Here is a 26,995-nt window from a genome sequence, read left to right as displayed (position 1 = left end):
GTGAGGACCCTCACCTCACGGGCGGCGGCGCAGCTCCCCCAGCAGCGCGTGGACCGTCTCCGTGCCGTGGCGCAGGGCCTCCACGGAGATGTACTCGTCGGTGCCGTGCATGCGGCGGGTCATCTCGCGGGTCACCGTGAACGGATAGATCCCGTAGACCGGGACGCCCTTCTCGCGGAACGGCACGGCGCTCGTCGACGCCTCGAACTGGCAGGCCGTGGCGCGGACGCCGGGGTGGGTGCGGCGCACCGCGCGCTGCCAGGCGCGGAAGACGTCGGTGTCCGTGGACGAGTCCCGTACGGACAGGTCCCTGCGGAGCTGCTCGACCGTCTGCTTCTCCGTCTCGCCCGGCTTGGAGACCACGCTCAGCTCCGCCCGGTCGCCGATGAGGGCGCGCAGCTCGGCGACCGTACGGCCCGGGTCGTCGCCGCCGGGGAGGAAGGCGACCCGGAGTTCGGCGGTGGCCGTGCCGGGGACGATGCTCGGGTAGTAGCCCGCGCGGGAACCGGTGAACGCGGTGGTGGAGCGGAGCATCGCGTGGTGCAGCTCCGGGGTGGCGCTCAGGCGCACCACCTCCTCGCCCGCGCGGTCCCGCGCCTGCTCCGTCCTGGCCTCCAGCATCGCGCGGATCGCCCGGCCGAAGGCCCGGTCGTCGGTGGCCTCGGCCAGCTCCGCGAAGTAGCGGCGGGACAGGGCGTTGGGGCGGATGTGCGGGCGCCAGCCGTCGAGCAGCTCCAGCACGTGTCCGAGCCGCACCAGGGCCTGGCCCCGGAACGGCTTCGAGGTGTGCGTGGCGTACGAGGACGCCGTCACGCGCAGCCCGATCGAGCGCTTGTCGTTGCAGGTGAGGGTCGCGATCATCGCCTTCCCCGCGCCCTGTCCACCCTGGCCGCCCTGGCCGCCCTGCTGGTCCAGCACCCAGCCGCCCTCGGTGAGCACCGCGCCCGCCTCGGCGCGCTCCGGCTGCTCGCCGAGGAGCCAGCGCACGCCGTGCGGGCCCTGCTCCTCGTCGCAGTCGGACCAGAAGACGATGTCGCGGTCGAAGCGCGCGCCGTCCTTCACGTGGCGCAGCAGCGCGGCGACGAACGAGGCGTTGACGCCCTTCATGTCGAGCGCCCCGCGCCCGTAGAGCCTGCCGTCCTCGACGAGCCCGGCGAAGGGCTCCTTCTCCCACGTGTCGCCCGTCGCGGGCACGACGTCCGAGTGGCCGAGCAGGACGAGCGGCTTCGCGCGGGGCTCGCCGTGCGCCGGGACCCGCGCGAAGAAGTGGACGTTGTCCTTCTTCGGCGTCGGCACGATCTCCGTACGGACACCCGCCCCCTCGAAGAGGCCCCGGAGCATACGGGCGTGGGGCAGCGTCACCGCGCCGTCCCCGGGGTTGCTCGTGTCGTGCCGGACCATCGCGACGGCGAGCGCGAGGGGATCGGTGGGATCACCGCCGAAGGACCCGCCACCGGGCGGAACGGGCGCGGCAGCGACCTTCGGAGCCGCCGCGCCCCCGGGGGCCGCCGTGGCCTTCGGGGCCGTCGCCGTCGCGGCGGCCGAGGACGCGACGAGCCCGGCGGCGACAGCCGCGCCGGTACCGAGGACCGAACGGCGCGTACGACCGCCGTCGGCGCCGTCGCGGTACGGGCCAGGACTGCCGTCCGGGGCGCCCTCCTGTCCGGTGCCGTACCTGCCGGGTCCCGCATCCCCGCCGGGACCGCCGGAGCCGCCGTCGGCGGGATCCTCACCAGGCACGGACAACACGGCTCGGCCGACCCCGCCGGGGCTCCGCTCCCTACCGCCCCCGCCCGGGCTGGCGGGGCCGCCAGGCCCGCCGGGACCGCCGGAACCGCGGGGGCCGCCGGGTCTGCCGCCATCGGCAGGTCTCCCGCCACCGGCCCCGCCGCCGTCGCCGGGCCGCCCGTCTCCATCCGCACCCGGCAGCGGGTCCAGGCAGGTCGTGAGGGCCGCCTGGGGGTTCTCCTGGTGGGCGTAGTGGCCGCCCGGCACGGGGAGTACGGCGCTGCGCGATGTCGTGTACGCGGTCCAGCGGCGGACGTCCGGCTCCGGGACGTGCGGGTCGTCCGTCGCGTGCACCGCGATCAGCTCGACCGGCAGCGCGGGGGCCCCGCTCCCGTCGTACGCGGCGGCCAGCCGCAGGTCGGCGAGGACCGGGGGCAGCAGGACCTCCTCGAAGTCGGGGTCCGCCAGCAGCTCGGGGTCGGTCAGGGCCGTGTCCCGGACGAAGGCCCGCGCGTCGTCGAGGGTCACCTCTGCGCGCCCGCCTCCCACGTCGCACGGGGCCTGACCGGCGACCGCGCACAGCCGCGCCACCGGCGTCCCGCCGTCCAGCAGACGGCGCGCCGTCTCGTACGCCAGCAGCGCGCCCAGGCTGACGCCGATGAGTACCAGCCGCGTGCCGGGGGCCTGTTCGCGCAGCTCCGCTGCGACGGATTCGGCGTACGCCGCGACGTCCGTGACGGCCTCCTCGTCGATGCGGTGCCCGCGCCCCGGCGGGGTGACCAGGGCGAGGGAGGTGTCGGCGGGGAGCGCGCCGCGCCAGTCGGCGAACGTCGCGCCGTGCGCGCCCGTCGGCGGGAAGCAGACGGCGAGCGTGCCGCCGGGGAGCCGCCCCTCGCGGGTGCCGACGTGTCTGAGCCAGGTCTCCGTCATGCGTTCCCCTCTGCTGTCTGCTGCGCCCGTGCCTCGTGGCAGAGGGCGGCGATTCCGGCGACGGTGGGCGCGCTGAGGATCCGCCGGAGCGGGACGCGCCTCCCCGCGGTCTTCTCCAGCCGGGCGGCGAGGCGTACGGCGAGCAGCGAATGCCCCCCGGCGTCGAAGAAGTTGTGGTCGGCCGACTCCGGCGGGGCGCCGAGCAGCGTCTGCCAGGCGGCGGCGACGGCGCTCTCCACCTCGTCGGCGGGCCGGAAGGCGGCCTCGGGGCGCCGTTCGGCGCGCTCGGCGAGGGAGCGCAGCGCCGCGCGGTCCAGCTTGCCGTTGGCGCCCAGGGGCAGCCGGGGGACCCGGCGGACGTCGGCGGGCACCATGTAGTCCGGCAGGCGCTCGCGGAGGCGGGCGCGCAGCGCGGCGGCGTCGGTCTCCTCCTCGTCCGGCGCGGTCACGCAGGCGATGATCCGCGGTTCGCCGTCGGCGCCGGGCGCCTCCTCGGCGTAGACCCCGGCCTCCTGGACGCCGGGCGCCTTGCGCAGCGTGGACTCGATCTCCTCCAGCTCCACGCGGTAGCCCCGCACCTTGATCTGGTTGTCGGCGCGGCCGGTGATCTCCAGTGCGCCACCCGGCAGCACGCGGCCCCGGTCGCCCGTGCGGTAGTGGCGCACGCCGTCGGCGTCGGTGGTGAACCGGTCCTCGTCGTCGCCGCCGAGGTAGCCGAGCGCGAGCGGCGGGCCCGCGACCCACACCTCGCCGGGCGTGCCCTGGGGCAGCCGCCGCCCGAGCCGGTCGCGCACGGTGAGCGTGGCGCCCGCGACGGCCGCGCCGACGGGCACGCGCGCGGCGTCGGCGGGCAGCGCGGCGGTGTCGTACGCGCCGACGTTGGAGGCCGTCTCCGTCATCCCGTACAGGTTCAGCAGCCGGGCCTGCGGCCAGACCTCGCGGAAGAGCCGCACGGTGGCGACGGGCAGCGCGTCGGCGCCGCTGGTGACCAGCACCGGCGCGTGACCGCCGGCGGGCAGCTTCGCGCTCTCCTCCAGCAGCCCGGCGAGGAGGTGCGGGGTGAGGAAGAGATGGGTGATCCGCTCGCGGGCGACGGCGGCGGCGAACAGCGCGGGGTCGAGCACCTCGTCGCCGCTGAGCACGACGGAGGGCACGCCGCGCAGCAGCCCGCCGAGCAGCTCCCAGGGCGAGGCGACGAGCGCCACGGACTTCTGCACGGCCAGCACCGCGTCCGCCGGGAAGGGGTGGTCGGCCCACATCCACTCCAGGCGCCCGCGGACGGAACGGTGGCTGATCCGCACGCCCTTGGGGTTACCCGTGGTGCCCGAGGTGTAGACGAGATGGAAGAGATCGCCGTCGGCGGGAGGGGCGAACGGGCCCTCGTACGGAGTCCCTTCGCCTGGCCCTTCGGCCAGCTCCTCCCGCGCGACGAGCCGCACGCGCGGCACGTCCAGCGTCGGGAACTGGTCGAGCCCCGGCTCCGCCAGCACCAGGTCCGGACCCGCCTCCTGCACCATGCGGCGCTGCCGCCGTACGGGGATCGCGGGGTCGAGGCCCAGGTAGGCGGCGCCGGTCCGCAGCACGGCCAGCACCCCGGCGAGCGCCGCCGGGCCCCGGTCGACGGCGAGCGCCACGAGGGAGCCGGGGCCCGCGCCCCTGGCGGCGAGCCGGGCGGCCAGTGCGCCGCTCCACTCGTCGAGCGCGCGGTAGGTGAGGGTGCCGCCGCTGTGGCGTACGGCGACGGCGTCGGGCCGCTCCGCCACCTGCGCGGCGAAGAGGTCGGTGAGAGTGGGTCGCTCCGTCATGAGGGATCGCCTCCGGGCAGCAGGTCGAGTGCGCGGACTGTGGTGCGCGCGGCGCGGGCGGGGTCGGTCAGGGCCCGCAGCGCGATGAGGGTGGACTCCAGGACGTCGTGCGCCGCGCTCTCGTCGAGCAGTTCGCACTGGTAGGCGAACTGGAGCAGCAACTGACCCGTGCCGTGCGGCTGTACGTACAGCGCGCAGTCGTACTTCGTGTATCCGGTGTCGAGTTCGAGGAAGCGGAAGGTGACGCCGCCCGCCGTGGTGCCGCGCGCCGGGTACGGCAGCATGTTGAGCATCGTCTGGAAGACGGGCGTCGCGGACGAGCTGCGCGAGGCGGCCCGCAGGCGGCGCAGGGTCCAGCCGAAGGGGTGGTCGGCGGCCTCGTACGCCGCGTAGACCGTCTCCCGCACCTGCTCCGTGAAGGCGGCCAGCGTGCTGTCCGGCGCGACGCGCAGCCGCAGCGGCAGCATCGCGAGCATGAACGCGGGCACCTCGGCGGCCTCGGGGCGCTCCCGGTCGGCCATGGGGGCGCCGACGATCACCTCGTCCGCGTCGCCGTAGTAGCTCAGCGCCAGCGCGTAGGCCGCGAGCAGCGGGACGAAGGCGGTCGCGGACGCGGCGCGCGCCGCCTCGCCCAGCCGGGCCGACGCCGCCTCGTCGAGCACGGCCTCGACGCTCTCCCCCCGGTAACCGGGCGCGGCCGGGCGCTGCTTCCGCGCGATCTGGAGGACGGGCAGCTCGCCCGCCAGCTCCCGGTCCCAGTACGCGCCCGCCGCCGCGACCTCGTCCGAGGCCAGCAGCCGCCGGTGGTGGTCGAGATAGCGGTCGTAGCGCGTGGCGCGCTCGGGGTCGGGGCGCCCCGTGCGCGACTCGTACAGCTCGGCCAGGCGCTGGAAGAGGACTGTCGCGCCCCAGCCGTCGAGCAACAGCTCGTGCATGGTGACCAGCAGCCGGTGCTGCCCGTCGGGGAGCCGGAACAGGTGCGCGCGCAGGGCCGGTTCGTCCTCCAGGCCGAAGGGGCGCGCGGCCTCCTCGGCGGCCAGCGCGCGGAACGCCTCGGCCGTCACCTCGCGCGCCGCGCCGGGCAGCGGCACGTCCCAGTACGGGTAGTGGTGCAGGACGCCCTCGCCGTCCGCGCCCTCCTCCTCGGTCTCCGTCTCGGTGAACCGGGCGAGCAGCAGCGGGTTCTCGGCGAGCAGCACGCCCCAGGCCCGCGCGAGGCGGGGCAGGTCCAGCGGGCCGTCCATCTCCAGGGCGCCCTGGTAGCTGTAGTACGGGCTGTCCGGGTCGAGGCGCCAGTGGAAGTAGACGCCCGCCTGCTGCGGGGTGAGGGGCCGGGCGCGGGTCCCGCCGGGCTCCTCCACCTGCCGAGGCTCCGGGCCGGGCCCCGGCTCCCAGCCGTACGCCGCGAGCGCGGCCGGAGAGCCGTCGCGCAGCACGTCGCGCAGGCCCGCGCGGGAGCCCGCGCGGCGCAGCTCCGCCAGCAGCCGCATCGCCAGCAGCGAGTCGCCGCCGAGGGCGAGGAACGCGTCGCCGCGCCCCACCCGGCCCACGCCCAGCACCCGGGCGAGCGCGTCGGCGATCCCCGACTCGGCCTCGCCGCGCGGCGGTTCGTACGCGAGGCCGCGGGGGCGTTCGCGGCGCGGCGGGGCCGGGAGGGCCCGGTGGTCGACCTTGCCGTTACGGGTGAGGGGCAGCCGGGGCAGCGGCACGAAGGTCTGCGGCACCATCGCGGCGGGCAGCCGCTCGGCGAGATGCGCCCGCAGCGCGTCGCCGTCCACGGCACCGTCCACGCCCGTGCCCTCGACGTAGGCGACCAGCCGGGGCGGTCCGGCCGCCGCCGGGGCGTGGGCGCTCTCGCGGGAGACCAGCGCTCCGCCGTCGTCGGGCGTGTGGACGGTGACCGCGCAGCCCGACACCGCCGGGTGGGCGCCGAGCACGGCCTCGATCTCGGCCAGCTCCATGCGCACGCCGCCGATCTTGACCTGGCGGTCGATCCTGCCGAGGTACTCCAGCTGCCCGTCGGGCCGTACGCGCACGGCGTCGCCCGTACGGTAGAGCCGCCCGCCCTCCTCGAACGGGTCGGCGAAGAAGGCCCGCGCGGTGCGGTCCGGGTCGCCGAGATAGCCGCGGCCCACCACGGGCCCGCCGACGAAGAGTTCGCCGGTCTCGCCGTGCGCGCACGCCTGCCAACCGTCCGCCGCTTCGTCGGCCCGCAGCACGTACAGCGCGGCGTTGCCGACCGGCGTCCCGATCGGGAGGTGCCGCACCTCGGGTCCCGGGGTCTCCAGCACGGCGTGCGTCACATCGTCCGAACACTCGGTGGGCCCGTACGCGTTGAGCAGGCCCACGTCCGGGAACGCCGCGATCCAGCGCCGCGCGACCTGCGGCGGCAGCTCCTCACCCGTGGCGATCATCCAGCGCAGCGACCCGGCGTCCGTGCCCTCGCGCATGTCCAGCAGCGCGCGGATCAGGGTCGGCACGACCTCCAGCACGGTGGTGCCTGTGCGCAGCACCGTGTCGAGCAGCGCGCCGCCGTCCTGGGCCCGCTCGTCGTCGTAGATCTGCGTCCGGCCGCCGACGAGCAGCGGTGCGAGCATCTGCCACACGGAGATGTCGAAGCCCAGCGGAGCGGTCTGCGCCAGCCGGTCGCCGGCGCTCAGCGCGAGGTCGTCGGCCTTGGCCCACAGGTGGTTGAGCATGCCCCGGTGCTCGACGACGGCGCCCTTGGGGCGTCCCGTGGATCCCGAGGTGTAGAGGACGTAGCGGACCTCGTCGGGCCCCGGCGGCGTCCCGCGTGCGTAGAGCCGCGAGGTGTCCCCGGCGATCCGGTCCAGCGGCTCCGTCCGTACGCCCGCGGCGCGGGCCCCCTTCTCCAGCTCGGCGGTGTGCTCCGGGCCGCCCGTGGTGAGCAGGAGGGCGGCGCCGCTGTCGGCGAGGAGGGACTCGGCACGGGCGGCGGGCCAGTCGGCGTCCACCGGGAGATAGACGGCGCCCAGCAGCTCCAGCGCGAGGAACGCGGTGATCACGTCGGCGCCGCGCCGCCCGCCGACGGCGACGACCTGGCCCGCGCCCACGCCCTGGCCCGCCAGCCCCGCCGCTGCGGCGCGGGCACGGCGGTCGAGCTCGGCGTAGGTCAGGGTGCGTGCGTACGGCCCGTCGCCGGTGTCCTCGACCGCCGTACGGTCCGGGTGCGCGGCGGCGTGCCGCTGGACGTAGGCGTGCACGCCGTCGCGGAGCGCGTAGGGCTCGGTGCGGGTGAGCGCGGCGGCGCGGGCGCGCTCGCGGGCGCCCGGCGCGAGCGGCAGCGGGGCGTAGCTCTCCGGGAGGGCGAGACGTCCGGTCACGGCGCTTCCCCCTCCTTCTCCGGGGCCTTCTCCACGACGGCGAGCAGATACTCGACGGGCACGCCCGTGCCCCGCTCGTCCGTCGTGTGGAACTCCTCGGTCATCTCGACCATCTCCGCGCGCAGTTCGCGCCAGCGGGAGGCGGGCGAGATCGTGTTCTTCGCGGTGATGCAGGGCCCGAAGCACTCCTCGAAGAACGCGACGAGGTCCTCGGCGGTCGCGAACGGGTAGAACAGCTCCCGGCGTTCGCCCCGCACCGTGCAGCCGGGGCCGAACAGCTCCGCGAGATGGTCCTCCGAGCCCCAGAGCATGGGCTGCCCCTGGTGCCCGTTGGGCGAGGGGAAGTACGCGGAGAGGATCTCCTGGAAGTGCGCGGTCCAGCTCCGCGCCGTCCAGTTGCACATCCCGACCCGGCCGCCGGGGCGCAGCACCCGGGCCATCTCCCCCGCCGCCGCGGCGTGGTCGGGCGCGAACTGCACCCCGTACGTGGACGTGACCAGGTCGAACGAGGCGTCGGGGAACGGCAGCCGCTGCGCGTCGCCCCGGTGCAGCCCGACGGTGACGGACGCCTCGGCGAAGCGCTGCCGCGCGTCGGGGAAGAACTCGTCGGTCAGGTCGAGCCCGTCCACGGCGCAGCCGCGCAGGGCGGTGAGCAGGGCCACGTTCCCGTTGCCCGTGGCCACGTCGAGGTGGCGGGTGCCGGGCGCGGGCGCGAGCCGTTCGACGAGCTCGACGGCGCCGGGGCGCAGCAGGTCGGCGACGTGGCGGTACTCGCCGTTCGACCACATCGCGGTGTTGATCTCCTGGACGTGCGCATCGATGTGCGCATCGGTGTGCGGGTCGATCGTCATGCGGTCACCTCAGAGCGAGAGGGGGGTGCCGAGGCCGGCGGCCTCGGCCTGGAGGCGGACACGGTCCGCGACGGCGACATCGAGCACCGACATGCCGAACGGATTGCTGACGACGGTCTCGTCCTCGCGCGTACGCCCCGGGTGCTCCCCCGCGAGCACCTCGCCGAGCGTCGCGTCGACCCTGCGGGCGCCGGGCCGCGCGGTGACGCCCTCGCGCGGGGCGCCGTCCGGCCCGAGGAGGGTCCCGGCGCGGTGCATCCGGCCGAGCAGACGGCGCGGGTCGTCCCGTACGAGGTGCCAGTCGTCCACCACCACCGTGTCGGCGGCGAGGACGGCCGCCTCGGTGAGGTCGTCCAGCGAGACGTGGCAGACGAGGGCGCCGGGCCGCAGCCAGTCCGGCTCGATGTAGCCCTCGGTGACCGTGGTGACGGGGACGACGAGTTCGGCGTCGCGCACCGCCTCGCGCGCGCTCCCGGCGACGGACGCGGTGACGCTCGCGGTGGGCACGGAGGCCGCCAGCTCCTTCGCGCGCCCCGCCTCCACGTCGTACAGCACGACGTGCCGCAGCGTCGGCACCGTCTCCAGCAGCAGCCGCACGTGGGCCTGCGCGAGCGCGCCGCAGCCCAGCAGCGCGAGGCGGCGCGGCGCCTCCACCGCGAGGTGCCGGACGGCCAGCGCGGTGACGGCGGCGGTGCGCATCGCGCTGATGTACGCGGCCTCCATCAGCGCGACGGGCCGGGCCGTCTCCGGGTCGAGGAGCAGCGTGAAGCCCTGCGAACGCGGGATGCCCCGGGCCGGGTTGCCCAGCGAGGCGTTGATCGTCTTGAGGCCGACGACGGGCGGCCCGCTCCCGTCCTCGCCGCTCCCGGTGAACGCGCCCGGCATGGCCAGCAGCCGGGCCGCGTCGCCCTCGGGGGTGGTCCAGCCGAGGTACGCCTCCTCGGGCAGCACCGTGCGCCCCGCGGTGTGGGCGCGCAGCGCGTCGGCGACGGTGGCCACGAGGTCCACGCCGCGCGCGGCCTCGACGACGTCGGCACGGGTGAGATGACGGAATCGGCTGTCGGGGTATCGCTCGAAGTCCACGGCTGACACGGCTCCTTGGTCTGGGGAGGAGGGGGCAAGGGCAGCGGAGAGGAGAGCGGGGGCGGGGGCAGGAGCAGGGGCGGGGTCAGCCGGTGCGCGCCGTCCCGGCGGCGACCGGGCGCGGGCCGTCGTCGCCGCGCGGCGGCCCGGGTCTTCCCGTGCGCCGCAGCACCGCCACCGGCACGAGCGCGGCGAGCACGAGCGCACCGGCGAGCACGAGCCATCCGGCGGTGCCCAGCGCGAGCACGACCCCGGTCATCAGCACGGGCCCGGCGACCCGGTTGGCCACGGTGCGGCTGGTGTTGAACAGCACGAGGTACGCGCTGCGCTCCTCCTCGGGCGCGAGGGCGAAGGAGAGCGTCCAGGAGGCGCCGACCTGGAGCAGCTCGGCGAAGGAGAGCAGCACGACGGCGCCGCAGAGCGCGAGCAGCGCGCCCGTACGCCCGAGGCCGGAGGTGGCGGCGGCGGCGAACGCCACGGCCGAGGCGGCGAGCAGCAGCGCGGAGCCGCCGTAGGAGAACCAGGCCCTGCGGGTCGTGCGGTAGAACCAGTTGAGGGGGTACTGGAGGGCGATGCACAGCACGGTGTTGACCGCGTAGAGCACGCCGACGTGGCGCTCGGGGACGTCGGTGGCGGTGACGAGCCAGAGCGGGAAGGCGACGTTGAGCACCGGCATCCACAGCGACAGCAGCGCGTTGTACGCCGTGAAGCCCAGCAGCGGGCGGTCCTTGAGGAGCCGGGCCACCCCCGGGCGCTCCACGGCCGTGCCGCCCGCCTCGCCGCGCGCGAGCGCGAACACCGCTGCGACCAGGACGTACGCGCACGCGCCGCCGATGAGCAGCGGCCGGAAGGCGTCCGGTGAGCCCGAGCCGAGCGCGGCGCCCGCGATCAGCCCGCCCAGGCTGATGCCGACGTTGACGACGGTGCGCTGCACGGCCATCACCTTGGCCCGCAGGCTCTCGGGCGTACGGGCGCCGACGTACGCCTGGACCAGCGGCGGCGAGGACTGCTCGGTGAGCGCGACGGCGGAGATCACCAGCAGGAAGCTCCACCAGCCGTCCACCCACAGATAGCCGAGCGTGGCGGCGGCGCGCAGCAGCATCACGCCGCTGAGCACGGCCCTGGGCCCGAACCGCGCCGCCAGCCGGGCCACGGGCAGCGCGGCGACGAGCGCGACGGCGCCGCCCGTGGTCAGCCCGGTGCCGACGGAAGAGGTGCTGAGGTGGACGACCTTGACGAAGTAGATGGTCGAGACGGCGAGGAACAGGCCCGTGCCCGTCCACTCGATGAGGGTCGCGGTCTGCACCAGCGGCAGGAACCGCCGGACTCCGTGACCGTCCCCGTGGGGTTCCGGTGCGGCGGTCGCGCTCATGTGCGGCGGGGCTCCTGGGGCTGTGGGGGGTGGGCGGTGGCCCCTCGCGGGGCGGGCAGGGAGAAGCGGAGGCCGTCGGCGCGCAGCCGCCGCGCCGCGTCCGCGATCTCCCCCGCGACGCCCTGCTCGGCGGCCCAGACGTCGGAGTAGAGCGTGTCGCGGTACTTCGCGCCGCCGTCGGCGGCCAGGCAGACGGGCAGGCCCTCGCCCACCGCGTCCCGTTCGAGATCGGCCAGCAGGGCGCGGAGCGCGCAGCCGCTGGAGCCGCCGAGGGCGAGCCCGAGGTCCTCGGCGAGGATGCGGCAGACGGCGATGGCCTCGGCGTCGTCCACATGCGCCACCCGGGCGTGCGGATCCTCGGCGAAGGTCCCGACGAGGAACGACGAGGGGCGGCTCGCGCCGATGCCGGGGATCAGCCGGCGCCCGGCCCGGCCGCCGACGGCCAGCGAGCCCTTCAGGTCCACGGCGACGGCGGCCACCCCGGGGCTGTGGGCCCGCAGATGGGCGTGGATCCCGGCGAAGGTGCCGCCCGTGGAGACCGGGACGTAGACCGCGCCGAGCTCCGGGCCCGCCTGCTGCGTCAGCTCCGGGCCGGTGGTGACGCGGTGCACCTCGGGGGAGGCCCGGTTCTCGTACTGGTTCGGCCAGCGGTACCGCGGGTTCTCCGCGCACAGGTCGCGGACGGCGCGCAGCCTGCTGAGCAGATAGCCGCCCTGGCCGTCGGGCTGCTCGACCACCACCACGCGGGCCCCGCCGTCCGCGAGCGTCCTGCGGGTGGCGGGCGGGGTCTTGGGGTCCACGACCGCGAGGAACGCGCAGCCGAACCGGGGCGCGAGGCGCGCGAGAGCGAGGCCGAGATTCCCGGACGTGGATTCCACAATCACCGTGCCGGGGGCCATCGGGCGCTCACGGGAAAGGGCGTCCAGCAATCCTCGCGCGGTGCGGTCCTTCACGGATCCGGTCGTCCCGCACGCCTCCAGCTTCAGCCCGAGGCGCCGCTTTCTCCCCTGGTGGTGAAGGGTCAGATGCCGGAGCGGGGTCCTGCCGGAATCCGGTGCGAGGGCAGGCTCGACGTACGACATCCATTCCCCCCTAGGCGCAACTGAGGTCTCCGCGCCGGAAATCCAGAGGAATGAGATGTGCCGCTTTTCTCTCCACCCGGAAACTGGCACAGCACGGCCACGAGGATTGGACAGACAATCTCCGCAGCATTTCTCGATTACGGATCGATATACAAGCACACACGGACCGTAGCCAGCAAGCGCTTTTTTTCGGAATGCGGACACCGATGGCCGGAATGCGCCCGGTCGCAACTGGCCAGCTCTGCCCCAGTTGCACGGACTCCAGTACGACTCACGCACCCCTTTCTTCACACCCGAATCACGGGTAACGAAGGTCGATCACAGCCCCAGAGCCAGAGTGTCCGGAATCCCGCCCCCGCCCCCCCGCCTACGTCACACGGGACCCGGAGCATCGGCCTTGGCCTCAACACCCTCCCGCGGCGCCGCGGAAGCCTCCGCGGCCTTGGACCCCGACCCCGGACCCGACCCCGACCCCGACCTCGCCAGCCACAGGCCGGTGAACACGGCGGTGACCAGGGTGACGGCCCCGGCCGCGAGGAAGGCGCTGTTGAGCCCGACCTCGAAGGAGGCGCCGCCCGACTGCCGGGCGCGGACGACGGCCCCGAGCACCGCCACGCCGAGCACCGCGCCGATCTGCCGGGTGGTGCTGCTGATGCCCGACGCGAGGCCGCCCTCCTGCGGGCTGACGGCCTGGATGGCGGCTCCCGTCAGCGGGGACATGGCCAGCGCGAAGCCGGTGCCGACGACGCCCATCCGCCACCACACGTTCCCGTAGCCGGTGTCGGCGTGCACCATGCCGAGCGCCAGCAGCCCCAGACCGGCCAGGGTCAGGCCGGTGGTGGCCACGCCGCGGAACCCGTACCGGGCGGCCAGCCGTCCCGCGAACGGGCTGACGATCACCATGGCGAGGGACAGCGGCAGGGTCTGCAGCCCGGCGCGCAGGATCGAGCTGCCCTGGACGTACACGAAGAACTGGGAGAAGAAGAACGACGAGCCCATCAGCGCGAACCCCACCACGACCATGGCGGTGTTGGAGACGGTGAACAGCCGCTGCCGGAACAGCCGCAGCGGCAGCATCGGCGCGGAGCGGCGCGCCTCGACGGCGAGGAAGGCGGCGAGGAGGACCGCCGCGGCGGCGAAGCTGCCCAGGATCACCGGCGACGTCCAGCCGCGGGCACCGCCCTCGATCAGGCCGTAGGTCAGCGCCCCCACCGTCAGGACGGACAGCACCGTCCCCGGGACGTCGATCGCGGGGGCGGCCGGATTGCGGGCCTCCTCAAGGGTGCGCAGGCCGACCAGCAGCAGGACCACGCCGATGGGCAGATTGACCAGGAAGATGGCGGGCCAGCCGAAGGCGTCCGTCAGCACGCCGCCCGCCACGGGGCCGGCGGCCAGACCGATTCCGCTGAATCCGGCCCACAGCCCGATCGCCTTCATCCGTTCCTGCGGCACGGGATGGGCGGCGGCGAGCAGGGCCAGGGAGGCGGGGCTCAGCGCCGCGGCCCCGACGCCCTGCAGCACCCGACCGGCGACCAGCCAGCCGACCGAGGGCGCGAGGCTGCACAGCACCGACGCGAGGGTGAACACCACCACGCCGGTCAGGTACACGCGCTTGCGGCCGAACCGGTCGGCGAAGATGCCGCCGGACAGCAGCAGCATGGCGACCAGCAGGACGTACGCGTCGACGATCCATTGCAGACCGGTCAGCTGGGTGTGCAGCCGGTGCTGCATGTCGGGCAGCGCCGCTCCCACGATCGTGTTGTCGAGCAGGACCATGAACTGGCCGAGGCAGGTCACCGCGAGCAGCACGGCCCGGTTCGACCGTCCGCCTGCGACCTCATGCGATGCGGCTATGGGAATCCCTCTCAATCATCCGTCTCTCTAACGCAGTCGGCGACTGCGTTAGGAGACTGTAAGGAGGAGTGCGCACAAACGCAAGTCCTGACTGCGTTAAGGTGGGGCGCATGAACGAACGACAGCCGGCCCGGCGGCCCGGCGGGCGCAGCGCCCGCGTCGGCGCGGAGGTGCACCAGGCCGTGACCGACCTGATCGGCGAGCGCGGGTACGGCAAGTTCACCGTCGGCGACGTCGCCGCCCGCGCGGGCGTGGCCGACAGCAGCGTCTACCGCCGGTGGGGCAGCCTGGAGGCCCTGCTCACCGACGTGGCGCTCACCCGCCTCAACGCGCGGTCGCCGATGCCCGACACCGGGAGCCTGGAGGGCGACCTGCGTACGTACGCGGCCCAGGTGGCCCGCGAGATCACCGGACCCGACGGCCCGGCGGTGCTGCACCTGGCCGTCGCGCTGTCCGGCAACGGCCAGCAGGGCATGGGGGCCGGGGAGGAACTCCGCACCGAACGCACCCGGCAGCTGCAGTCCATGCTCGATCGCGCCCGCGACCGCGGCGAGGCCGCCCCCGACGCCTTCGAGGTGCTGGACCACGTCCTGGCCCCGATGTACATCCGCGTCCTGTTCGGCATGACCCCGCTCACCCCGGAGTACGTGGACGGACTGGTCGACCGCCTGCTGTGACCCCGCGCCCGGTCGGCCGCCGCGCTCAGTCCGGCGCCGCGACCAGGCGGACAGCCAGGCCCGCGAAGACCGTGCCGCTGAAGAGGTTGAGGCCACGGGCCACGCGGCGGCTGCGCCGCAGGAGCAGGGAGAGCCGCCCGGAGAGCAGACCGATCACGGCGTCCACGGCGAGGCCGACGAGGACCAGCGTGAGGGCGAGGACCGCGAGCTGGCCGCCGACGTGACCGAGGCCCGGGTTCACGAACTGCGGCAGGAACGCGACGTTGAAGAGAATCACCTTCGGGTTCAGCAGATTCGTGACCGTCCCCTGCCAGAAGGCCCGGCGGCGCCCGGGCCCGCCGCCCGCGCCCGCCGTCCCGGACTCCCCCACAGGATTCCCCCGCTCGCGGAACGCCTTCCACGCGAGGAAGAGGAGATACGCCGCACCCGCCCACCGCAGCGCGTGATAGAGCACCGGCAGCGCCGTGAAGAGCGCCGAGAGCCCCAGGATCGCGGCGACGCCGTGCACCAGGGCCCCGAAGGCGACGCCGAGCGCGGCCATCACTCCCGTCGCCTGGCCGCCTTTTCCGCCCATGGCCACGATGAACATCATGTCGGGCCCGGGAGTCAGGCAGAGCGCGAGGGCGGCGGCGAGGAACGCCGCGTAGAGGGAGGCGTCGACCATGGCGCCATGCTCGTCACCCGGCACCCGCCTGTCGAATGGATTTCCGCCACGGGGCGGCCCGTTCGGACCGTTCGGGTACGGCCGAATCGTCTTCTCCGGCCCTCGCCGCGGGAGCAGCGTGGGCGCCGCTCCCCCTCGGTGCACCGGAAGGACGGCATTGCCCATGACCACTCGTATCCGAACGATCGTCGCGCTGGCGGCGTGCGCCGCGGCCACGGTCCCGTTCCTCGCGGCCTCCGGCACGGCCGGGGCCACCCCACGTGCCGAGCGGAAGGCGCCCGCCGCCGCGTCCGGCATGCACGGCCCCGTCGTCACCCACCCCGAGCAGTCCGAGATCACCACCAAGAGGGGCGAGGTGTGCCCGTTCCCGACGCACGCCACGTTCCCGGTCGCCGATCTGACGCTGAAGACGTGGTCGAACGACGCGGGCGACCCCGTCTTCGCCATCGAGAGCGGGCCGCTCGTGATGCGCGTGAAGAACCTCGACACCGGCAAGACCATCACGCGCGACATCTCCGGCCAGGGGACGCACACGTACCCGGACAAGAACACCACGGTCTGGGCCGGTCCCGACTGGGGAGTCCTGCTCCGCAAGGGCGACCAGCCCGCCAACAAGTGGCTGATCTCGCGCGGCTTCATGGCCGTCGAGTCCACGAAGGACGGCGACAGGACGACGAAGCGCGTGATCGCCCTCGACGGCGACTACGAGGACATCTGCAAGACGCTCGGCTGACGCTCCCCGGCCACCGGTTGCCCACCCCCGTCGATGCACGGGGGTGGCACACGGCTACGCGCGTAGATATGGTGCCCTGGTGACCATGCCTACCGAAGCGGCAAGCCAAGCGACTCAACCCGGAACGGTGACGTCCGACGCCGCGCTCCGCCGCCATCTGCACGGGCTCCCCGGCGTCGACGCGGTCGGGCTGGAGGCCCGCGCCGCCACGCTCGGGACCCGGTCCATCAAGACCACGGCCAAGGCGTACGCCATCGATCTCGCGATCTCGATGATCGACCTGACCACGCTTGAGGGCGCCGACACCCACGGCAAGGTGCGGGCCCTGTGCGCGAAGGGCCTGAACCCCGACCCGACCGACCGTACGGCGCCGCGCGTCGCGGCCATCTGCGTCTACCCGGACATGGCCGCCGTCGCGAAGCAGGCCCTCGCGGGCTCCGGCGTCCATGTCGCCTCCGTCGCGACCGCGTTCCCCGCCGGGCGCGCGGCCCTCGACGTGAAGCTGGCGGACACCCGGGAGGCCGTCGCCGCCGGGGCCGACGAGATCGACATGGTGATCGACCGGGGCGCGTTCCTCTCCGGCCGCTATCTCCAGGTCTTCGAGGAGATCCAGGCCGTCAAGGCCGCCTGCGGCGGCGCGCACCTCAAGGTCATCTTCGAGAACGGCGAGCTGGCGACGTACGACAACATCCGCCGCGCCTCCTGGCTGGCGATGCTCGCGGGCGCCGACTTCATCAAGACCTCGACGGGCAAGGTCGCCGTGAACGCGACCCCGCCGAACACGCTGCTGATGCTGGAGGCGGTGCGCGACTTCCGCGCCGCGACCGGGCGCCAGGTCGGCGTGAAGCCCGCGGGCGGCATCCGTACGGCCAAGGACGCGATCAAGTATCTGGTGATGGTGAACGAGACGCTGGGCGACGACTGGCTGAGCCCCGACTGGTTCCGCTTCGGCGCCTCCAGCCTGCTCAACGATCTGCTGATGCAGCGTCAGAAGCTCACCACCGGACGCTACTCCGGCCCCGACTACGTGACGGTGGACTGATCCCCATGGCCCCCATGTCCCTCTTCGAGTACGCCCCGGCGCCCGAGTCCCGCGCCGTCGTCGACCTCGCCCCGTCCTACGGGCTCTTCATCGACGGCGAGTTCCGCGAGCCCGGCTCCGGCAAGAGCTTCAAGACCCTCTCCCCCGCGACCGAGGAGACGCTCTCCGAGGTCGCGTACGCGGACGCGGCGGACATCGACGCGGCGGTACGGGCGGCCCGTACGGCCTTCACGGCCTGGTCCGCGCTGCCGGGCGCCGAGCGCGCGAAGTACCTCTTCCGGATCGCGCGCATCCTCCAGGAGCGCTCGCGCGAGCTGGCGGTGCTGGAGACGCTCGACAACGGCAAGCCGATCCGCGAGACGCGCGACGCCGACCTCCCGCTGGTCGCCGCGCACTTCTTCTACTACGCGGGCTGGGCCGACAAGCTCGCCTACGCCGGACACGGCCCGGATCCCCGGCCCCTCGGCGTCGCGGCCCAGGTCATCCCCTGGAACTTCCCCCTCCTCATGCTCGCGTGGAAGATCGCCCCGGCGCTCGCCACCGGCAACACGGTGGTGCTGAAGCCCGCCGAGACGACCCCGCTCTCCGCGCTCTTCTTCGCCGACATCTGCCGCCAGGCGGGCCTGCCGCGCGGCGTCGTCAACATCGTCACCGGCGACGGCGCGACGGGCGCCGAACTGGTCGCGCACCCGGACGTCGACAAGGTCGCCTTCACCGGCTCGACCGGCGTCGGCAAGGAGATCGCCCGTACGGTCGCGGGCACCCGGAAGAAGCTCACCCTCGAACTCGGCGGCAAGGGTGCCAACATCGTCTTCGACGACGCCCCGCTCGACCAGGCCGTCGAGGGCATCGTCAACGGGATCTTCTTCAACCAGGGCCAGGTCTGCTGCGCGGGCTCCCGGCTGCTGGTCCAGGAGTCGGTCCAGGACGAGCTGCTGGACGCGCTCAAGCGCCGCCTGGCCACGCTCCGCGTGGGCGACCCGCTCGACAAGAACACCGACATCGGCGCGATCAACTCCGCCGAGCAGCTGGCCCGTATCACCGAGCTGGCCGAGGCCGGGGAGGCCGAGGGCGCCGAGCGCTGGTCGCCGGAGTGCGAGCTGCCCACGGACGGCTACTGGTTCGCGCCGACGCTCTTCACGAACGTCACGCAGGCGCACCGCGTCGCCCGCGAGGAGATCTTCGGCCCGGTGCTCTCGGTGCTCTCGTTCCGCACGCCGGACGAGGCCGTGGCCAAGGCCAACAACACGCCGTACGGCCTCTCGGCGGGCATCTGGACCGAGAAGGGCTCGCGCATCCTGAAGATGGCGAACCAGCTGCGGGCCGGGGTCGTGTGGGCCAACACCTTCAACAAGTTCGATCCGACCTCGCCCTTCGGCGGCTACAAGGAGTCGGGGTTCGGCCGCGAGGGCGGCCGGCACGGTCTGGAGGCGTACCTGAATGTCTGAGACACGTCTGAGCGTCCTCAAGACCTACAAGCTGTACGTCGGGGGCAAGTTCCCGCGGAGCGAGAGCGGCAGGGTGTACGAGGTGACAGCGGCGAAGGGCGGAGAGTGGCTGGCCAACGCGCCGCTCGCCTCCCGCAAGGACGCGCGGGACGCGGTCGTGGCCGCCCGTAAGGCCTTCGGCGGCTGGTCGGGCGCCACCGCCTACAACAGGGGCCAGGTGCTCTACCGCGTCGCGGAGATGCTGGAGGGGCGGCGCGAGCAGTTCGCGGCCGAGGTCGCGGCGGGCGAGGGCCTCTCGCGGGCCAAGTCCCTGGCGCAGGTGGACGCCGCGATCGACCGCTGGGTCTGGTACGCGGGCTGGTCCGACAAGATCGCCCAGGTCGCCGGGGGCGCGAACCCCGTCGCGGGGCCGTTCTTCAACCTCTCGACGCCCGAGCCGACGGGCGTGGTCGCCGTCCTCGCGCCCCAGGACTCCTCGCTGCTGGGCCTGGTCTCGGTGCTCGCGCCCGCGATCGTCACGGGCAACGCGGCGGTGGTCGTCGCCTCCGAGCGCGCCCCGCTGCCCGCGCTCTCCCTCGCGGAGGTGCTGGCCACCTCGGACGTGCCGGGCGGCGTCGTCAACGTCCTCTCGGGCCGTACGGCCGAGATCGCGCGGCCCCTCGCGGCGCACCAGGACGTGAACGCGCTGGACCTCGCGGGCGCCGCGGGGGACGCGGAGCTGGCGACCGAGCTGGAGGTGGCCTCGGCCGACAACCTCAAGCGCGTCGTACGCCCGTCCGGGACCGCCGACTGGACGGCGGACCCCGGCACGGACCGCCTCCTCTCCTTCCTGGAGACGAAGACGGTCTGGCACCCGATCGGCGCGTAGGAGCCCGGATGGGCCGCGCCCGGCGTACCGGGCGCGGCTCACCGGCTCAGCTCGGCTCAGCTCAGGCTGAACCAGACGGACTTCCCCTCTTCCCTGCCGTGCTGGCAGACGCCCCAGTCGGTCGCCTCGTGGGTGACGAGCATCAGCCCGCGCCCGCACTCCTCGTCCTCGCTCTCGTCCCCGTCCTGGAGCGGATCGTCGGGCTCCGCCGGGTCCCCCGGCCCCTGGTCCCGCACGAGCACATGGATCGCCCCGTCGGGCGTCCACCCGGCACGCAGCCCTATGGGGCCCGGCGTGAGGCTGTTCCCCGCGGCGGCCACGGCGTTCGTCACGACCTCCGAGGTCAGCAGCATCGCGGTCTCGATCAGATCCTGCTTCGCGCCCACGACCGTGTTCATGGCGGTGCGGACCGCCTCGCGCGCGCTGCGCACCCACACGGGGTCGGGCGGAAAGGTCATCGCAAGGGCGTTCACGGGCACGGCTGCGCGGACAGGACACATGGGGACGCTCCTTCTCGGTTCCGGCCACCACACCCCAGCTCCACATCCGGTAGGCGCCGGTCCGGGTGCTAGGGGACGAACCTAGGCATGTGAGTAATACCGATACAACTCACGTCCAGATCATCACTCCATCGAGTGATTCCAGCCAGAAGTCATGGACACAACCGTGGTGCGTGTGCGGGAAGTTGACCCATGGGATTGCGTGCGAATCCAAGCCAACGCCAGAAGCGACTCGGCCAAGAACTCCGGAGAATCCGCGAGGACAGCGGCCGGAACCGGGAAGACGTCTGCCGTCATGTCGGCCTCCACAAGCCCCACTTGAGTCATATCGAGGCGGGCAGGACCGCCTGCTCCGAACCGCGTCTCCGAGCGCTGCTCGCCTACTATGGTTGCACCGATAACACCCTGCTGGAAGCGCTTGTGGAAATGTCCCTGGCCACCGGCAAGGGCTGGTGGACCGAGTACCGGGACCTCGCCCACGACAGGCTCCGCGATCTCGCCGAGCTGGAGTCCACGGCCACGGCCCACCGCGCGTTCCAGTGGATGTACGTCCCCGGTCTCCTCCAGACCCGCGACTACGTCACGGCCCTGTTCAGCCAGAGCGACCCGCCGGTCTCCGCCGAGGACGGCACCCGCTTCGCCGAGTTCCGGCTGCGGCGCCAGCACCCCCTGCACGCCGATCCACCGCCCCGGTACCACGCCGTCATCCACGAGGCGGCGTTCCACATGCACTTCGTGAGCCGCAAGATCCGGCGCGCCCAGCTGGACCACCTTGTAGAGCTCTCACAACTCCCGTACATGACGATCCAACTGCTGCCCTTCCGCAGCGAGATGCCCCCCGCGGCCCCCGGAGCGCCCTTCACCGTCCTGGACGGCCGCGCGCCCCAGCTCCGTACCGTCTATGTGGAACACCCGGTGACCTCGACCTTCCTGGCAGACCCCGAGCAGATCCAGGAGTTCACGAATGCCTTCAACCGGCTGAGCATGGTGGCCCTGGACCCCCTGGACCCGGCCCAGCTCCACGACGGCAGCTCGTACCGCCTGGTGCAGCATCTGCTCTACGTCCTGTAGGGAGGACACATGCTGGACCAGGAACCCACCTGGCAGAAGTCGAGCTTCAGCAGCAGCAACCCGAACAGCGACTGCGTCGAACTCGCCGCGGGCCCCGGCGGCACCGTCCTCCTCCGCGAGAGCGACCACCCCGCCGCGGTCCTCTCCGGCACCCCCACCGCCGTCCGCATGCTGCTGACCCACCTCAAGTCCGGCGCCGTGGGCCCTCCTACTGCCGGTAGCCGTCGAGGAAGCGGCCGATGCGGCTGATGGCGGCGTCCAGGTCGTCCGCGCGGGGCAGGGTGAGGATGCGGAAGTGGTCCGGCGAGGGCCAGTTGAAGCCGGTGCCCTGGACCACCTGGATCTTCTCGCGGAGCAGCAGGTCCAGCACGAAGCGCTCGTCGTCGTGGATCGCGTGGACGGCGGGGTCGAGGCGCGGGAACGCGTAGAGCGCGCCCTTGGGCTTCACGCAGCTCACGCCCGGGATCTCGTTGAGCTTCTCCCATGCCTTGTCGCGCTGCTCATGGAGCCGCCCGCCCGGCAGCACAAGCTCTTCGATCGACTGGCGACCACCCAGCGCCGCCTGGATGGCGTACTGCGCGGGCGCGTTCGGGCACAGCCGCATCGAGGCGAGCATGCCCAGCCCCTCCAGGTAGCTCTTCGCGTGCTGCTTGGGCCCGGAGACCATCAGCCAGCCGGACCGGAAGCCCGCCACGCGGTACGCCTTGGAGAGCCCGGAGAAGGTCAGACAGACGAGATCGGGCGCCAGCGCCCCCACGTGGTGGTGCTCGACGCCGTCGTAGAGGATCTTGTCGTAGATCTCGTCGGAGAAGACCATCAGCCCGTGCCGACGGGCGAGATCGAGAATGCCCTCCAGCAACTCGCGCGGATACACAGCACCCGTGGGATTGTTGGGACTGATGATGACGACGGCCTTCGTCCGGGACGTGATCTTCGCGGCCATGTCGTCGAGGTCCGGCAGCCACCCGGCCTGCTCGTCGCACACATAGTGCACGGCCTTGCCGCCGGCCATGGTCGTGACGGCCGTCCACAGCGGGAAGTCCGGCGCGGGGATGAGCACCTCGTCGCCGTCCTCGACCAGGGCCTGCACGGACATGGAGACCAGCTCGGAGACGCCGTTGCCGAGGTAGATGTCGTCGACGTCGGCCTCGGGGAAACCGCGCTGCTGGTAGTGCTGCGCGACCGCGCGGCGCGCGGGGAGGATGCCGCGCGACTCGGTGTACCCGTGGGCCTGCGGGAGCATCCGGACCATGTCCTGGAGGATCTCCTCGGGCGCCTCGAACCCGAAGAGCGCGGGATTCCCGGTGTTGAGCCGCAGCACACTGTGCCCAGCCTCCTCCAGCGCGTCGGCATGCTCGATCACCGGCCCCCGGATCTCGTAGCAGACCTCGCTGAGCTTGCTCGACTGCCGGAACTCCATGTCCCACCCTCCTCAGTGCTTCACTTGGTTCTACCAAGTGAGCACTTGGAAAGTCCAACCCATTGCGGCTTAGACTGACGCCATGCCGAGCCGAACCCGCCGCAGCTATGACCAGTTCTGCGCGACAGCGCGCGCCCTCGACTCCGTCGGAGACCGCTGGGCCCTCCTGATCGTCCGCGAGCTCCTCGCGGGCCCGCGGCGCTACACGGACCTGCACGCGGACCTGCCCGGCGTCAGCACGGACGTCCTCGCGGCCCGGCTCAAGCAGATGGAGGCCGACGGGCTCGTCTCGCGCCGCCCCCAGCCGAGGGTCTACGAGCTGACGGGGCGGGGCCGCGCCCTCCTCCCCGTCCTCGACGCCCTGGCCCACTGGGGCGCGCCCGAACTCCCGCCGGTGCCGGGTGAAACGGACGCGGTCCGGGCCCACTGGTGGGCCCTCCCCCTCCGCGCGGCCCTCCGCGCCGCCGTGCCGGACACGACCGCCGTCATCGACGTCTCCCTGCCCGGGGGCGTCTTCCATCTCCGCCTGGACGACGAGGCCCCGTCCGTCTACGGAGAGGGCCCGGCCCCGGAGGGCTCGACCGCGACCCTCGCCCTGACCCCCGAGTCCTGCGCGACCCTCCTCCAGGACCGAGCCCAGGCAGAGAAGACCTTGCGCGCAGCCTTGCCCTGACCTACCACCAGAGCCCACCCCTTCTCCCTAAGGGGCGCGGGGAACTGCGCGACAAGCCACGACGCGGCCGCAGCCCGCGAAGCACAGCCCGGGGCACCCCGAACCCGGCCCTGTACACGGGGCACCCGGCGCAGGGGGCTGCGCTTGCCAACCCTGCTCCCCCAAGCTCTTCGAGCAGGGGGGACCCCCAGCGCAGACTTCCCAAGCTTCGCAGGGCGGAGGGAGAAGCGAAGGTGCCCCCTGCTCAGCGGAGCGGATTAGTGGCCGCGGGCGATCCATTCGGCGAGGTGGGGGGCCTCGGCGCCGATCGAGGTCACGTCACCGTGTCCGGTACGGACAACCGTGTCGCCCGGCAACGTCAGCAACCGTTCACGGATCGACTCGACGATCGTCGGGAAGTCCGAGAAGGAGCGCCCAGTGGCCCCCGGTCCCCCCTGAAAGAGCGTGTCGCCGGAGAAGACCGTGCCCAGCGAGGGCGCGTAGAAGCAGACGGCACCCGGGGCGTGCCCCGGAGTGTGCAGCACGCGCAGGGCGACCCCGGCGACGTGCACCTCCTGCCCGTCCGCCAACTCCCCATCCGGACCCCGGTCCGGATGGGTCTGCTTCCACAGCGGCAGATCGTCGGGGTGGAGCAGCACAGGCGCCCCGGTGCGCGCCGCGAGCGCGGGCGCCGCGTCCACGTGGTCGTTGTGCGCGTGCGTGCACAGGATCGTGCGGAGCGTACGGCCGCCGAGCGCGTCGGCGATCGCGTCCGCGTCGTGCGCGGCGTCGATGACGACGGCCTCGGTGTCGTCCCCGACGATCCATACGTTGTTGTCGACGTCCCACGTCCCGCCGTCCAGGCTGAACGTGCCGGACGTGACCAGGTGCTCGATACGAGCGGTACCGGCGTCAGTCATCACAGCACCACCACCGAGCGCAGCACATCGCCGCCGTGCATCCGCTCGAACGCTTTCTCGACCTCGTCCAGCGCGATCGTCTCCGTGACGAACGCGCCGAGGTCGAGCCGCCCCTGCAGGTGCAGGTCGACCAGCATGGGGAAGTCGCGGGAGGGCAGGCAGTCGCCGTACCAGGAGGACTTCAGCGAGCCGCCGCGTCCGAAGACGTCCAGCAGCGGCAGGTCGATCCGCATGTCCGGCGTCGGGACGCCGACCAGGACGACCGTTCCGGCCAGGTCACGGGCGTAGAACGCCTGCTCGTACGTCTCGGGGCGGCCCACCGCCTCGATCACGACGTCGGCCCCGAAGCCGCCGGTCAGCTCGCGGACGCTCTCGACGACGTCCGCCGAGCGGGAGTTCACGACATGAGTCGCGCCCATCTTCTCGGCGGTGGCGAGCTTACGGTCGTCGATGTCCACGGCGATGATCTTCGCGGCGCCCGCGAGCCGCGCGCCCGCGATGGCCGCGTCGCCCACGCCGCCGCAGCCGATGACGGCGACGGTGTCGCCGCGGCCGACCTCACCGGTGTTGATCGCGGCGCCGATCCCGGCCATCACTCCGCAGCCCAGCAGCCCGGCGACGGCCGGGGAGACGGCGGGGTCGACCTTGGTGCACTGGCCGGAGGCGACCAGCGTCTTCTCGGCGAAGGCTCCGATGCCGAGGGCCGGGGAGAGCTCGGCCCCCGACCCGGCGAGCGTCATCTTCTGCTTCGCGTTGTGCGTGTCGAAGCAGTACCAGGGCCGTCCGCGCAGACAGGCCCGGCACTGGCCGCAGACCGCGCGCCAGTTGAGGATCACGAAATCGCCCGGCTCGACGTCCGTGACGCCCTCGCCGACCGACTCGACGACGCCCGCCGCCTCGTGCCCGAGGAGGAAGGGGAACTCGTCGTTGATGCCGCCCTGCTTGTAGTGCAGGTCGGTGTGGCAGACACCGCACGCCTGCACCTGGACCACGGCCTCGCCGGGCCCGGGATCGGGCACGACGATCGTCTCGACCCGCACGGGTTCGTTCTTGCCGGGTGCGATGACACCCCGTACTTCCTGGGCCATGCGAACGGCCTCCTTTTCGCGGGTCTTCTGCGTCTGCTGCGCTGTGCGACCGACCATTCTCCCTGTCCAGGAGCATGAGAGCGAGGCAATGACAGACAATGGTTCCTCGTGACCGACTCCAGCGACAGACTCCCCGCCCGTGTGATCCTGCTGACCGGGCCGTCCGGCTCCGGCAAGTCGCGGCTCGCCGCCCGTACGGGGCTGCCGGTGCTGCGGCTCGACGACTTCTACAAGGAGCAGGGCGACCCGACCCTCCCGACCGTCGGCGGCGTGTCGGGCGGTGACATCGACTGGGACTCGCCGCTCTCCTGGGACGAGGACGCGGCCGTACGGGCGCTGCGTGAGCTGTGCGAGGAGGGGCGGACGACGGCGCCGCTGTACGACATCTCCGTGAGCGCCCGGGTGGGCGAGGAGACCGTGCGGCTCGACGGCGCCCCGTTCGTCGTCGCCGAGGGCGTCTTCGCCGCGGACATCACGGCGCGCTGCCGGGAGCTGGGGCTGCTGGGGGACGCGATATGTCTGCGCGGGCGGCCGTTCACGACGTTCCGCCGCCGCCTGGTGCGTGACATCCGGGAGGCCCGTAAGCCGCTGCCGTTCCTGCTGCGCCGGGGGTGGCGGCTGATGCGTACCGAGGGCGTGATCGTCGCCCGTCACGAGTCGCTGGGCGCCCGCGCCTGCACCCGCGACGAGACGTACGCCCGCGTGGCCCGGCTCCTGCGCGGCGCCTCGCTGCACACATGAAGCCGCACACATGAAAGAGCGGTTCCAGTCAGACCCCCCGGCCGACTGGAACCGCTCTCTTTCCCCCCTGCTACCCCGTTACCCCCCGTGTTCCCCCATTTTCCCTTTTCCCCCGGTTCCCCCCGGGATCCCCCGTGTTTCCCCCGTACCCCCCTCGGTCAGGCGACCAGTTCGTCGAACGACTCTTCCTGGTCCCTGCCGAAGCTCAGCACCTCGTCGTCACGGAGACGGCGCAGGGAGCGCCAGATGCTGCTCTTCACCGTGCCGACGCTGATGTTCAGTATGTCCGCGATCTCCGGGTCCGTACGGCCCTCGTAGTAGCGCAGGACAAGCATGGTGCGCTGCAGCTCGGGCAGCCGGGCGAGGGCCTGCCACAGGACGGTGCGCAGCTCGGTGCCGCGCATCGCGTCCTGCTCGCCGACCGTCTCCGGCAGCTCCTCCGTCGGGTACTCGTTGAGCTTCCGCCGGCGCCACGCGCTGATGTGCAGGTTCGTCATGGTGCGACGCAGGTAGCCCCCCACGGCTGCCTTGTCGCTGATCCTGTCCCAGGCGCGGTACGTCGAGAAGAGGGCACTCTGGAGCAGGTCCTCCGCCTCGAAGCGGTCGCCGGTCAGGTGGTAGGCGGTGGCGTACAGGGAGGCGCGGCGATCGCGCACGTAGGCGGTGAACTCCGCCTCCGAGGCGCTGTCACGCCGTTCCCCCGAATCCTCCCTGTACGTGCCATTCCCCCGCGGTTCCCCCCGCTTTTCCCCCGTGGTTCCCCCGGTGTCCCCCCGGTTCTCCCCCGTGTTCCCCCCGAGAGGCTCCCCCCGGAGCCCCTCCACCACCGCGATGTGCGGCGGACGCTTCCGCCCGGTGCCGCGAGCGCACCCCCGCCCGCTCACGGCACCGGACTTCTCTGCGGACCGGGCCTGGGAGGCGGGAACCGAAGGGATGTGCAGGCGCGTGTGAAGTACTGCGCTGGTTGCGGTGCTGTGCAGTGTGTTCATCTCGCGCCCCCTCGGAGCCAACCCGGTCGCTTGCTTGATGCCGTAAACACTGCCGGGCCAGTTTCATCGGGAGATCCCCCGTCTGTCACAGCGGTGTCACAAGCGCCCCTGTGGATCGAGGCGCTACCGCCGG

Annotated in this window: 23 protein-coding genes; 9 read left to right on the top strand and 14 right to left on the bottom strand. The window is 73.1% G+C overall.

The window, feature by feature from the left end:
- Positions 1 to 15: 15 nt before the first annotated feature.
- The 8 genes from ACGF3A_RS02325 to ACGF3A_RS02290 all read right to left on the bottom strand — a co-directional run bounded on the left by ACGF3A_RS02325 (position 16) and on the right by ACGF3A_RS02290 (position 13,971).
- Positions 16 to 2,658: a M20/M25/M40 family metallo-hydrolase gene (locus tag ACGF3A_RS02325; protein WP_393724885.1), complete on the bottom strand. Its 2,643-nt coding sequence runs from the start codon at positions 2,656 to 2,658 to the stop codon at positions 16 to 18.
- On the bottom strand, positions 2,655 to 4,463 hold the full coding sequence (locus ACGF3A_RS02320) for an AMP-binding protein (protein ID WP_393724883.1): 1,809 nt from the start codon (positions 4,461 to 4,463) through the stop codon (positions 2,655 to 2,657). The genes ACGF3A_RS02325 and ACGF3A_RS02320 overlap by 4 nt, the downstream gene beginning before the upstream one ends.
- Positions 4,460 to 7,807, bottom strand: a complete 3,348-nt coding sequence (locus tag ACGF3A_RS02315; RefSeq protein ID WP_393724881.1) for an amino acid adenylation domain-containing protein — start codon at positions 7,805 to 7,807, stop codon at positions 4,460 to 4,462. Before ACGF3A_RS02315 ends, ACGF3A_RS02320 begins: the two co-directional genes overlap by 4 nt.
- Positions 7,804 to 8,658, bottom strand: a complete 855-nt coding sequence (locus ACGF3A_RS02310) for a class I SAM-dependent methyltransferase (protein WP_393724879.1) — start codon at positions 8,656 to 8,658, stop codon at positions 7,804 to 7,806. The genes ACGF3A_RS02315 and ACGF3A_RS02310 overlap by 4 nt, the downstream gene beginning before the upstream one ends.
- Positions 8,659 to 8,667: 9 nt before the next feature.
- Positions 8,668 to 9,741, bottom strand: a complete 1,074-nt coding sequence (locus ACGF3A_RS02305) for an ornithine cyclodeaminase family protein (RefSeq protein ID WP_393724877.1) — start codon at positions 9,739 to 9,741, stop codon at positions 8,668 to 8,670.
- 85 nt (positions 9,742 to 9,826) lie between these two features.
- Entirely contained in the window at positions 9,827 to 11,113 is a 1,287-nt protein-coding gene (locus ACGF3A_RS02300; protein ID WP_393724875.1) for an MFS transporter, read from the bottom strand.
- Entirely contained in the window at positions 11,110 to 12,195 is a 1,086-nt protein-coding gene (locus ACGF3A_RS02295; protein WP_393724873.1) for a pyridoxal-phosphate dependent enzyme, read from the bottom strand. Before ACGF3A_RS02295 ends, ACGF3A_RS02300 begins: the two co-directional genes overlap by 4 nt.
- Positions 12,196 to 12,567: 372 nt before the next feature.
- Positions 12,568 to 13,971 carry an MFS transporter gene (locus tag ACGF3A_RS02290; RefSeq protein ID WP_393727110.1) on the bottom strand — a complete coding sequence of 468 codons (1,404 nt, stop codon included), beginning with the start codon at positions 13,969 to 13,971 and terminating at the stop codon, positions 12,568 to 12,570.
- 188 nt (positions 13,972 to 14,159) lie between these two features.
- Here ACGF3A_RS02290 and ACGF3A_RS02285 point away from each other — a divergent pair, with 188 nt between their 5' ends.
- Entirely contained in the window at positions 14,160 to 14,726 is a 567-nt protein-coding gene (locus ACGF3A_RS02285; protein ID WP_393724871.1) for a TetR/AcrR family transcriptional regulator, read from the top strand.
- A 25-nt stretch (positions 14,727 to 14,751) separates the two neighbouring features.
- Here ACGF3A_RS02285 and ACGF3A_RS02280 read toward each other — a convergent pair whose 3' ends face one another.
- Complete coding sequence (locus tag ACGF3A_RS02280; RefSeq protein WP_393724869.1) at positions 14,752 to 15,390, bottom strand: LysE family translocator; 639 nt, start codon at positions 15,388 to 15,390, stop codon at positions 14,752 to 14,754.
- Between the two features lie 163 nt (positions 15,391 to 15,553).
- Here ACGF3A_RS02280 and ACGF3A_RS02275 point away from each other — a divergent pair, with 163 nt between their 5' ends.
- The 4 genes from ACGF3A_RS02275 (at position 15,554) to ACGF3A_RS02260 (ending at position 19,481) form a co-directional block, all read left to right on the top strand.
- Entirely contained in the window at positions 15,554 to 16,123 is a 570-nt protein-coding gene (locus tag ACGF3A_RS02275) for a hypothetical protein (RefSeq protein WP_393724867.1), read from the top strand.
- 85 nt (positions 16,124 to 16,208) lie between these two features.
- Entirely contained in the window at positions 16,209 to 17,165 is a 957-nt protein-coding gene (deoC, locus tag ACGF3A_RS02270) for a deoxyribose-phosphate aldolase (RefSeq protein WP_393727108.1), read from the top strand.
- A gap of 14 nt (positions 17,166 to 17,179) precedes the next feature.
- Positions 17,180 to 18,613, top strand: coding sequence for an aldehyde dehydrogenase family protein (locus ACGF3A_RS02265; RefSeq protein WP_393727106.1), 1,434 nt, complete (start codon positions 17,180 to 17,182; stop codon positions 18,611 to 18,613).
- Complete coding sequence (locus ACGF3A_RS02260) at positions 18,606 to 19,481, top strand: aldehyde dehydrogenase family protein (protein WP_393724865.1); 876 nt, start codon at positions 18,606 to 18,608, stop codon at positions 19,479 to 19,481. The genes ACGF3A_RS02265 and ACGF3A_RS02260 overlap by 8 nt, the downstream gene beginning before the upstream one ends.
- 56 nt (positions 19,482 to 19,537) lie before the next feature.
- Here the strand turns inward: ACGF3A_RS02260 and ACGF3A_RS02255 are convergent, their stop codons facing one another.
- Positions 19,538 to 19,981, bottom strand: coding sequence for an ATP-binding protein (locus ACGF3A_RS02255; RefSeq protein ID WP_393724863.1), 444 nt, complete (start codon positions 19,979 to 19,981; stop codon positions 19,538 to 19,540).
- Between the two features lie 192 nt (positions 19,982 to 20,173).
- On the opposite strand from ACGF3A_RS02255, the gene ACGF3A_RS02250 reads away from it, so the two are divergent.
- Both ACGF3A_RS02250 and ACGF3A_RS02245 read left to right on the top strand, forming a co-directional pair.
- Positions 20,174 to 21,052 (top strand): helix-turn-helix domain-containing protein, encoded by an 879-nt coding sequence (locus ACGF3A_RS02250; protein WP_393724861.1) that lies wholly within the window; start codon positions 20,174 to 20,176, stop codon positions 21,050 to 21,052.
- Positions 21,053 to 21,061: 9 nt separating this feature from the next.
- A complete protein-coding gene (locus ACGF3A_RS02245) occupies positions 21,062 to 21,301 on the top strand; it encodes a DUF397 domain-containing protein (protein ID WP_393724859.1) in 240 nt (79 codons plus the stop codon).
- On the opposite strand, the gene ACGF3A_RS02240 is transcribed toward ACGF3A_RS02245, so the two are convergent.
- Positions 21,261 to 22,472 (bottom strand): pyridoxal phosphate-dependent aminotransferase, encoded by a 1,212-nt coding sequence (locus ACGF3A_RS02240; RefSeq protein ID WP_393724857.1) that lies wholly within the window; start codon positions 22,470 to 22,472, stop codon positions 21,261 to 21,263. The two genes, ACGF3A_RS02245 and ACGF3A_RS02240, sit on opposite strands and share 41 nt — an antisense overlap.
- Positions 22,473 to 22,554: 82 nt before the next feature.
- Between ACGF3A_RS02240 and ACGF3A_RS02235 the strand changes: the two genes are divergently transcribed.
- Positions 22,555 to 23,145, top strand: a complete 591-nt coding sequence (locus tag ACGF3A_RS02235; protein ID WP_393724855.1) for a winged helix-turn-helix transcriptional regulator — start codon at positions 22,555 to 22,557, stop codon at positions 23,143 to 23,145.
- 257 nt (positions 23,146 to 23,402) lie between these two features.
- Here ACGF3A_RS02235 and ACGF3A_RS02230 read toward each other — a convergent pair whose 3' ends face one another.
- A complete protein-coding gene (locus ACGF3A_RS02230) occupies positions 23,403 to 24,044 on the bottom strand; it encodes an MBL fold metallo-hydrolase (protein ID WP_393724853.1) in 642 nt (213 codons plus the stop codon).
- On the bottom strand, positions 24,044 to 25,132 hold the full coding sequence (locus ACGF3A_RS02225; RefSeq protein ID WP_393724851.1) for an S-(hydroxymethyl)mycothiol dehydrogenase: 1,089 nt from the start codon (positions 25,130 to 25,132) through the stop codon (positions 24,044 to 24,046). The genes ACGF3A_RS02230 and ACGF3A_RS02225 overlap by 1 nt, the downstream gene beginning before the upstream one ends.
- 108 nt (positions 25,133 to 25,240) lie before the next feature.
- On the opposite strand from ACGF3A_RS02225, the gene ACGF3A_RS02220 reads away from it, so the two are divergent.
- A complete protein-coding gene (locus ACGF3A_RS02220; protein ID WP_393724849.1) occupies positions 25,241 to 25,873 on the top strand; it encodes a uridine kinase in 633 nt (210 codons plus the stop codon).
- A 158-nt stretch (positions 25,874 to 26,031) separates the two neighbouring features.
- On the opposite strand, the gene ACGF3A_RS02215 is transcribed toward ACGF3A_RS02220, so the two are convergent.
- A complete protein-coding gene (locus ACGF3A_RS02215; RefSeq protein ID WP_393724847.1) occupies positions 26,032 to 26,862 on the bottom strand; it encodes a SigE family RNA polymerase sigma factor in 831 nt (276 codons plus the stop codon).
- Positions 26,863 to 26,995: the final 133 nt, after the last annotated feature.

It is taken from the genome of Streptomyces sp. NPDC048172 (genome assembly GCF_043202595.1).
Taxonomy (GTDB): Bacteria; Actinomycetota; Actinomycetes; order Streptomycetales; family Streptomycetaceae; genus Streptomyces.
This window is presented reverse-complemented; position numbering and strand designations above follow the sequence as displayed.

Excerpts from the sequence above, each read along its gene's own strand:
- ACGF3A_RS02275 (WP_393724867.1), top strand. The coding sequence starts at position 15,554 with ATGACCACTCGTATCCGAACGATCGTCGCGCTGGCGGCGTGCGCCGCG.
- ACGF3A_RS02230 (WP_393724853.1), bottom strand. The coding sequence starts at position 24,044 with ATGACTGACGCCGGTACCGCTCGTATCGAGCACCTGGTCACGTCCGGC.
- ACGF3A_RS02285 (WP_393724871.1), top strand. The coding sequence starts at position 14,160 with ATGAACGAACGACAGCCGGCCCGGCGGCCCGGCGGGCGCAGCGCCCGC.
- ACGF3A_RS02325 (WP_393724885.1), bottom strand. The coding sequence starts at position 2,658 with ATGACGGAGACCTGGCTCAGACACGTCGGCACCCGCGAGGGGCGGCTC.
- ACGF3A_RS02295 (WP_393724873.1), bottom strand. The coding sequence starts at position 12,195 with ATGTCGTACGTCGAGCCTGCCCTCGCACCGGATTCCGGCAGGACCCCG.
- ACGF3A_RS02240 (WP_393724857.1), bottom strand. The coding sequence starts at position 22,472 with ATGGAGTTCCGGCAGTCGAGCAAGCTCAGCGAGGTCTGCTACGAGATC.
- deoC (WP_393727108.1), top strand. The coding sequence starts at position 16,209 with ATGCCTACCGAAGCGGCAAGCCAAGCGACTCAACCCGGAACGGTGACG.
- ACGF3A_RS02235 (WP_393724855.1), top strand. The coding sequence starts at position 22,555 with ATGCCGAGCCGAACCCGCCGCAGCTATGACCAGTTCTGCGCGACAGCG.
- ACGF3A_RS02300 (WP_393724875.1), bottom strand. The coding sequence starts at position 11,113 with ATGAGCGCGACCGCCGCACCGGAACCCCACGGGGACGGTCACGGAGTC.
- ACGF3A_RS02310 (WP_393724879.1), bottom strand. The coding sequence starts at position 8,658 with ATGACGATCGACCCGCACACCGATGCGCACATCGATGCGCACGTCCAG.
- ACGF3A_RS02280 (WP_393724869.1), bottom strand. The coding sequence starts at position 15,390 with ATGGTCGACGCCTCCCTCTACGCGGCGTTCCTCGCCGCCGCCCTCGCG.
- ACGF3A_RS02320 (WP_393724883.1), bottom strand. The coding sequence starts at position 4,463 with ATGACGGAGCGACCCACTCTCACCGACCTCTTCGCCGCGCAGGTGGCG.
- ACGF3A_RS02265 (WP_393727106.1), top strand. The coding sequence starts at position 17,180 with ATGTCCCTCTTCGAGTACGCCCCGGCGCCCGAGTCCCGCGCCGTCGTC.
- ACGF3A_RS02290 (WP_393727110.1), bottom strand. The coding sequence starts at position 13,971 with ATGGTCCTGCTCGACAACACGATCGTGGGAGCGGCGCTGCCCGACATG.
- ACGF3A_RS02225 (WP_393724851.1), bottom strand. The coding sequence starts at position 25,132 with ATGGCCCAGGAAGTACGGGGTGTCATCGCACCCGGCAAGAACGAACCC.
- ACGF3A_RS02245 (WP_393724859.1), top strand. The coding sequence starts at position 21,062 with ATGCTGGACCAGGAACCCACCTGGCAGAAGTCGAGCTTCAGCAGCAGC.
- ACGF3A_RS02215 (WP_393724847.1), bottom strand. The coding sequence starts at position 26,862 with ATGAACACACTGCACAGCACCGCAACCAGCGCAGTACTTCACACGCGC.
- ACGF3A_RS02250 (WP_393724861.1), top strand. The coding sequence starts at position 20,174 with ATGGGATTGCGTGCGAATCCAAGCCAACGCCAGAAGCGACTCGGCCAA.
- ACGF3A_RS02255 (WP_393724863.1), bottom strand. The coding sequence starts at position 19,981 with ATGTGTCCTGTCCGCGCAGCCGTGCCCGTGAACGCCCTTGCGATGACC.
- ACGF3A_RS02260 (WP_393724865.1), top strand. The coding sequence starts at position 18,606 with ATGTCTGAGACACGTCTGAGCGTCCTCAAGACCTACAAGCTGTACGTC.